The organism is Stieleria sp. (genome assembly GCF_041595215.1).
Taxonomy (GTDB): domain Bacteria; phylum Planctomycetota; class Planctomycetia; order Pirellulales; family Pirellulaceae; genus Stieleria; species Stieleria magnilauensis.
Map to the genome: position 1 here is coordinate 1 of NZ_JBFHKV010000336.1, position 7,725 is coordinate 7,725.

Sequence of the window (7,725 nt, forward strand, 5' to 3'; positions counted from 1 at the left end):
AGAAAGCCGATCGCGCTGTTCCGGTGCGATTGGTCCGAATTGCCGTTGAGGGATCGAGGGCCCGTAGGCTGGCGCCGAACGGCTGATCATCATTTGTCATCAGCCGGTTCGCGCCAGCGTTCGGGCACTTTTCTCCACAGACTTTACCGATGTCCACTTCTACTAAATCCGCGGCGGACCAATCCTCCCAGAGCGAGATCCCGACGCATCCGCTGCCGTGCGGGATGACGGTCCTGGTTCAACCGATGCCTTGGCTACGAACTGCGGCCTTCACCCTCTCACTGCGCAGCGGCATCCAGACCGAGCCGGACAACCGCGCCGGTCTGGCGTCGATGGTCTGCGAGATGGTCCAGCGCGGGGCCGGCAGCTTCAGCAGCCGTGACCTGGTCGCGATGCAGGACAATCTGGGCATGGATCGCAACAGCGGCGTTTCGACGGCCACGTCATCGTTCGGTGCCGCGATGCCGGCCGAATCGTTCGGCGAAGCGTTGAAACTGTACGCGGACATCGTCCGGCGGCCGCACCTGCCGGCGGATCAAATCGAAGATGCCCGGATGATGATGATCCAGGAACTGCGTGCGATCGAAGACGAGCCGACACAGCGGGTGATGAAGCGTGTCCGCGAGTTGCACTACGGTTCGCGACTGGGACGCGGCAACCAGGGAACGATGGAGTCCTTGGCCGCGATCAATAGCGATGACATTCGACAGTTTTATCAAGCCAACTATCACGCCGGTGGTGCGATCCTGACCGTCGCCGGGCGCGTCGAAGCCGACACGGTGGTGCAGCTCGCCCAGGAAGCGTTCGGAGACTGGCGAACGGAAAACGTTGACGACGCCCCGTTGCCCAGCGGCGCGCCGGTGTATGAACACATCCAAGCGGCCAGCAGCCAAACCCACATCGCGTTCGCTTTCCCAAGCATCCCTTACGGTCACCCGGACTATTTCGCCATGCGTGCGGGCATCGGCATCTTGAGCGACGGAATGAGCAGCCGGCTGTTCGATCGCGTCCGCGAAAAGCGTGGGCTGTGTTACACCGTCTCGGCGAGCTGTCATTCGCTGATCAATGCCGGCGGCGTGTTTGGCTATGCCGGAACCACGCCCGCCCGCGCCCAAGAAACGCTGGATGTCACGCTGGGAGAGATCCGGAATCTGCCCAGCGACTTGGAGCAAAGCGAGCTGGACCGCTGGAAGGTTCGCATCGAAAGCGGGCTGATCATGGAACAGGAATCCAGTGCCTCGCGGGCCAGTTCCCTGGCCAGCGATTTCTATCAGATCGGCAGGGCGATGCCGACCGCCGAACTGAGTGAGATCATCGAAGCGTTGACGCTCGATGATGTGAAGGGCTACTGGGAACAACACCCGCCGTCGGACTATCGAATCGTCACCCTCGGCCCCGAGAAGCTCAACGTTTAACCCGGCGTGCTGCTTTCGCTTGACGCGTCGGGTTGAACGGCCGATCGCCCCTCGGCCCACGACAGAAGGTTGGTCCGCCAGATCAAATCCGCCGGTTCGCGGCAGCCTCCAGGCCCTCCCCCCAAACATCCCCGAACGACACTCCTCGTCTGAATCTCAAATGCCTAAGTTCCAGCAAGCCACCCTCGCCAACGGACTGCGCATCGTTGCCGAAACGGATCCACGCAATTACTCGATGTCCTTGGGGTACTTCGTTCAGGCCGGATCGCGCAACGAACTCGACCCGCAATCCGGACTCAGCCACTTTCTTGAACACATGATGTTCAAGGGGACACAGCGGCGCAGCGCCGAAGACGTCAACCGCGAACTCGACGAACTCGGCGGCCAATCCAACGCCTACACGTCCGAAGAACAAACGGTCTACTACGCGACCGTGCTGCCCAAGTTCCAGGACCGAATCGTCGACTTGTTGACCGACATGATGTCACCGATTCTCGATGGAGACGAATTCGAGACCGAACGCAACGTCATCTTGGAAGAGATCGCCAAGTACGAAGACCAACCTCCGTTCGGCGGATTCGAACGCGCGATGGAAATCTACTTTTCGCCGCGTGGGCTGGGGCGACGGGTGCTCGGCACCAGCGAATCGATCGAAGCGATGACGGCCGAACGGATGCGCGACTATTTCAACCAACGCTATCGCCCCGAGAACATCGTGCTAGCCGCCTCGGGCAACGTCGACTTCGACGCGTTGGTCGCCGAGATCGACAAACGCACGGCATCGTGGGCCGACCGGGTGGCCAAGGAAACGCTCCCCGCCGATGACGCCGATTCGATTCCCGAGGGGATCGAGTTGTCGCATCGAGTCGCGACACCCGATGCGGTGCAGGCTTACTGCATCCAGATCGGCAACGGCCCCTCCTCGGCCAGCAGCCAGCGGCATGCGGCGCGGTTGCTGGCGTCCATCCTGGGCGACGAAGGCGGCAGCCGGTTCTTCTGGGATTTGATCGACACCGGGCGTGCCGAAGTGGCGACGTGTTGGCCACAGGAATTCAGTGATTGCGGGGCCTGGTTCAATTACCTGGTTTGCGTGCCCGACGATCTGGAAAGCAATCAGCGTTTCATGCGCGAAATCATTCACAGCGTCGTCGAGAAAGGCGTCACCAAAGAAGAGCTTGAGCAAGCGATCAACAAGACAGCCGCCGGCTACATCATGCAGAGCGAACGACCGAGCAATCGTTTGTTTAGCATCGGAAGCCGCTGGTTGATCCACAACGAGTATGTCGATCTGGATCAATCCCTGACCAACATTCGGTCGGTCGATCAAGCGGCGATCGCCGAGGTCGCCAAAACCTACTTGTCCGAAGAACCGACGGAAATCTTGGCCTGTTGAATCAGATTGTCATCGATTCGGCGAGGATTAGGAAAGGAACTGACGGATTTTTCGGATCAGTTGATCGGCATCGATCGGCTTGCTGAGGTAATCGTCGCAGCCACTGTCGACGCAACGTTTCATGTCACCCTGCATCGCGTCGGCGGTGAGCGCGATGATGGGGTTGGTAAACCCTCTCGCTCGCAAGCGGCCGGCGGTTTCGTAGCCATCCAAGTTCGGCATCTGCATGTCGAGCAACACGATATCGAACGCCTCTCCATTGGACTCGGTCGCCGCGACGGCTTCGAGCGCCTTCAGACCGTCATTGGCTTCGGTGATTCGGGCGCCGGACTTTTGCAGGATGTGTTTGCTAAGCAAACGGATATCGCGGCGGTCATCGACCAGCAACACATGACAATCCAAGGGGATCGGTTGTTCGTTGCGTTGTTCGTTGCGTTGTTCGGCAGGATCGGTTTCAGCCGCATCGTGGGCGACTGTCCCCATCGGCACTCCAGCCAAGTCGCCGACAGCGATTTGCAGCGTCACGGTGCTTCCCTGTCCGAGTTCGCTTTCGACCGAGATTCCACCGCCGAGCATGTTGGCCAAACGCTGGCTGATGACCAAGCCCAGTCCTGTCCCGCCAAACTCTCGCGACACGCGGGCGTTCCCTTGAAAGAACGGTTGGAAGAGTTGTCGCTGTTGTTCCGCCGAAATTCCGATACCGGTGTCGATGACCTGGAACTGCAGCATCGGTTCGCCGCCGTCGAGCAGTTCAACGACCAGGGAGACGCTACCTTGTTTGGTGAACTTGACCGCGTTGCCGAGCAGGTTGATCAAGATCTGTTTGAGTCGTTTCGGGTCACTTTCGATTTGGCTTGGGATATCACCGCGGTAGTCGACGGTAAACGTCAACTGGTTTTCGCGGGCACGGATCTCCATGATCGATCGGACGTCCTGGATCAACTTGTGCGGCGAAAAATACTCCCGCAGGACTTCCAGCTTGCCGGCTTCAATCTTGGACAAGTCCAGGATGTCGTTGATGATGTCGAGCAGAAAATCGCCATTGCGGCGGATGGTCCGCAAATGCTGGTGGGCCAGGTCGTCATTAACGTGCTCCTCCAGGAGTTCGGCATAGCCCAAAATGGCCGTCATCGGGGTGCGGATTTCATGGCTCATGTTGGCGATGAATTCGCTCTTTGAGGTACTGGCGGCCTGGGCCAATTGCCTCGCTTTCTTGAGCGAACGTTCGAATTCTCGTTGTTCGGTGATGTCCTGTGTCAGCCCGGTCACGAACCCCGAGGCTTCGTTTTCACGTCTTTTAAATCGTCCTCGTTCGCGAAGCCAGCGAACGGTTTGATCACGTCTGACGACACGAAACTCCGCTTCGTAGATGCCTTCGGACTCGATGGCCTGTTTCCACGCCTGCTCGACCACCTCACGGTCGTTGCGATGAACAAGGCTGAATCGATCTTCGATCGGGCCCACGGTTTCGACGGGTTCAAAACCGAGGATCTGATTGAGGTTGGCATCGCGGGTGTGTTTGCCGCTGGACAAATCCGCTCGCCAACGTCCCATGCCGGCGGCATTGAGCGCATCGCGGAGACTCTCTTCACTTTCGCGCAGCTCGGCTTGGGCCCGGGGACGATCGATTGCGATGCCGGCGAATCGCGCATTGGCTTCGAGCAGTTCCAGCTCGTGCTGCGTCGGCTCTCGTGATTCTTTGAAGTAAATCGCAAACGTCCCGAGCAAGGAACGATTGGCAGCAAAGATCGGTTCTGACCAACACGATTTCAGACCGTATTGTTGTGCGAGTCCCTTGTACTGCGCCCAACGAGGGTCGTGGTTGATGTCCGACACGATGTTGCGTTGTTGCTGATAGGCCGCGGTGCCACACGATCCGGCGTTGGGCCCGATTTCGATCCCGTCGACGGCAGCGTTGTAATCGTCGGGCAAGTGGGGAGCCGCTCCGTGGCAAAGTCTTTGTCCGTCCTCGTCGAGCAACAGTACGGATCCGAAGGAACCAGGAATTTGTGATTCCACCGATTTGACCAGCTCGGTCAGGATCTCTTCGACGGGCTGCTCGTTGGCGATCATCTCCAGAATTCCGGCTTGTCCCGCCCGAAACTCTTCGGCCTGCTTGCGTTCATGAACGTCGATGACCGCGCCGACGTAACCTTCAAACTCCGCTTCCTCGTTGAATCGCGGTCGAGCTGCATCGATCGCCCAGCGGTACTTTCCGTCAGCCCGTCGCAATCGATAATCAAACGAAAACGCTTCCTGTCGTTGATTCGCCTGATTAAAAATGCGAGTAATCCGCGCGCGGTCCTCGGGGTGAACCGCATCGATCCAGCCGAAGCCCAGCCCCTCTTGTTCGCTCTGGCCGGTGAATTCATACCAGCCGCGAGACAAGAACGTACACGAGCCGTCGCGTTCGGTGATCCACAGCATCGTCGGTGCGTTGTCAGCCATCGCGCGGAACTGATCGGCGCGTTCCCGCATTGCCACTTCGGCGCGTTTCCGGTCAGTGATGTCCACGACGACGCCGACCAATCGCAGCGTATTGCCGGACGCATCGACCACCGCATGGCCACGCTCTTCGATCCAGATGACACGTCCGTTGTCCGCACGGATGGCCCGAAATTGCAGTTGGAATTCTCCGCCTTGGGCAATGGCGGATTGGACGATGGAATCGACCCGCTCGCGGTCGTCCGGATGGACAAGTTCGAATCCGGACTGACTGTCCTTGGGGATTGCATCGGGTTGCAAGCCGAAGATGTCGACCACGTTCTCTGAAAAGTGAACGACGTCGGCATGCGGGTCCCATTGCCAGGCCACCATTCGTGCGGCCGTCAGCGCCAATCGAAGCCGTCTCTCGCTTTCCTGAAGCGCTTCTGCAGTCTCGCGACGCAGCCGTGTGATCCGCACATGGGCCCTGACCCGCGCGACCAATTCGCGGGCACTGAACGGTTTGACCAGGTAATCATCGGCGCCGGCTTCCATTCCATCGACCCGACTCTCCTCACCCGCTCGGGCCGACAACATGATGATCGGGAGGTCGCGGGTCCGCGGATTCTCGCGTAGTCGCTCGAGCAGCCCGTAGCCGTCCAGTCGCGGCATCATGACGTCGGTCAAAACCAAGTCGAAATGCTCCGTCTGTGCCCGTTCCCACGCCGCTTGCCCATCGGCGACCACCGTCACCGAATAGTCTTCGCTCAACAACCGCTTGATGTATTGCCGCATGTCTGCGTTGTCGTCGGCGACCAAGATGCGCGAACGTGGGTGATCGAGCGTTTCCGCAATTTCGCCGGCGATCGGTCCGGCAACCGACGTGGGCTGCGGTTGGATCCGTGGCGGGTCCGGAAAATCCTGTTCACCAACGGGGTCGTCCGCAAGCCATCGCAGCGCTTCCTCGACGTAGGGCGTCGATCCGGTCCCCGTCGAAACGGCGTCATTGCCATCGCCCGTCTGCTCGACCGAAACATTCGCACGACTGATCGGAATGCAGACGGTAAACGTGGTGCCTTGGCCCAACGTACTTTCGGCCGTGATCGTGCCTTGATGCAACTTGACCAATTCCTGCACCAACGCCAGTCCGATCCCGCTGCCTTCATGCGTGCGTCCGCGGGCGTTTTCGATTCGATGAAACCGTTCGAACAGTCGAGGAATCTGGTCTTCGGGAACCCCTGTCCCGGTGTCCCGTACGGTCAGTCGAACCTGGTCGTCGACCTCTCGCTGGGTGACGACGATTTCACCGTCGAAGGTAAACTTGAAGGCATTGGACAGCAGGTTCAAAACAATCTTTTCCCACATGTCGCGGTCGACGTGGACCGGATTGGACAGTTCATCCACCTCGACCTGCAATCGCAATCCCGCTCGTTCAATGGCCGATCGGAACACGCTCGCCAGTTCCCTCGTGAACGCCGCCAAATCGGTCGCCTGGAACTGGGCTTTCACACGGCCGGCTTCGATCCGTGAGAAATCAAGCAGCGAGTTGACCAGTCGCAGCAATCGCAATCCGTTTCGATGGATCACCTCCAGTTGTTCCGTGTCGGCAGGCGATCGGTCCGTGTCGCTGCGGGACAACAAGTCTTCCACAGGCCCGAGCATCAACGTCAGCGGCGTGCGGAACTCATGGCTCACATTGGAAAAGAAAACCGTCTTGGAGCGATCCAATTCCGCCAACGCCTCGGCACGACGTCGCTCCGCTTCATAAGCCTCGGCATTGGCCACCGCGGCGGCTAATTGTCCGGCCAACAGATCGAAAAAGCCACGATAACTGTCGTCGAGTTCCAATCGCGGGCTCGCACCGGCGATCAAAAATCCTGCCAGCAGATCTTGTCCGGGTTTGGCGAGCGGGACGACCATGGCGTTTTGAGGAGGTTCCGGCCAGATCCCCACATCCAAGTGACCGATCCGCGTCGACAAATCGCTTAACTCAACCGCCCGCTCGTGATCGATGACCTCCCGCAGCGGCCAGAGGCTGTCGTCTTTGCTGACGTCGATGACCGCCGGGCAGGCGGGGTGTTCCGTCGTCAGGCCGCACCGCCCCGCCAACCGTGCCCGGCAGGTCTTTTGATCGAACAGATAGATCAACGCGAACGGGAGGTCCTGGGGATTGCCCGCAAGAATTTCTGCGGCGGTACGACAAGCCTCATCGATCGACCTGGCTTCATCCATCGTGCGGGCGGCAAGCTCGCGCCGGGTCGCCAAACGCCGCTCGCCAATGGTGCGTTTGGTGTCCTCGGTCACGACACAGAGCATGCCACCGGTGCGTTCGCCCCCGCCGTCGAATGGCAACGGACTGTAGGAGAACGTGTGGTAGGTCTCTTCCGGAAACCCCTTCCGCTCCAGGAACAGCAACATGCTTTCGTCCCACGTTGCTTGCCCCGTTTGCAGAACGGATTCCGCCAGCGGTCCGATGTCATCCCAGATTTCGGA

Annotated in this window: 3 protein-coding genes; 2 read left to right on the forward strand and 1 reads right to left on the reverse strand. The window is 59.5% G+C overall.

All coding sequences use genetic code 11. The features are described from left to right. The first annotated feature begins 149 nt into the window (after positions 1 to 149). Together ABX749_RS14425 and ABX749_RS14430 are read left to right on the forward strand one after the other, a co-directional pair. On the forward strand, positions 150 to 1,415 hold the full coding sequence (locus ABX749_RS14425; RefSeq protein WP_372896593.1) for a M16 family metallopeptidase: 1,266 nt from the start codon (positions 150 to 152) through the stop codon (positions 1,413 to 1,415). Positions 1,416 to 1,575: 160 nt separating this feature from the next. Further along, the gene (locus ABX749_RS14430; RefSeq protein WP_372896594.1) at positions 1,576 to 2,808 is read left to right on the forward strand and encodes a M16 family metallopeptidase; all 1,233 of its coding nucleotides are present in this window, start codon (positions 1,576 to 1,578) and stop codon (positions 2,806 to 2,808) included. A 27-nt stretch (positions 2,809 to 2,835) separates the two neighbouring features. On the opposite strand, the gene ABX749_RS14435 is transcribed toward ABX749_RS14430, so the two are convergent. Beyond that, entirely contained in the window at positions 2,836 to 7,650 is a 4,815-nt protein-coding gene (locus ABX749_RS14435; protein WP_372896595.1) for a response regulator, read from the reverse strand. Positions 7,651 to 7,725 lie beyond the last annotated feature (75 nt).

Excerpts from the sequence above, each read along its gene's own strand:
- ABX749_RS14435 (WP_372896595.1), bottom strand. The coding sequence starts at position 7,650 with ATGTTGCTGTTCCTGGAGCGGAAGGGGTTTCCGGAAGAGACCTACCAC.
- ABX749_RS14430 (WP_372896594.1), top strand. The coding sequence starts at position 1,576 with ATGCCTAAGTTCCAGCAAGCCACCCTCGCCAACGGACTGCGCATCGTT.
- ABX749_RS14425 (WP_372896593.1), top strand. The coding sequence starts at position 150 with ATGTCCACTTCTACTAAATCCGCGGCGGACCAATCCTCCCAGAGCGAG.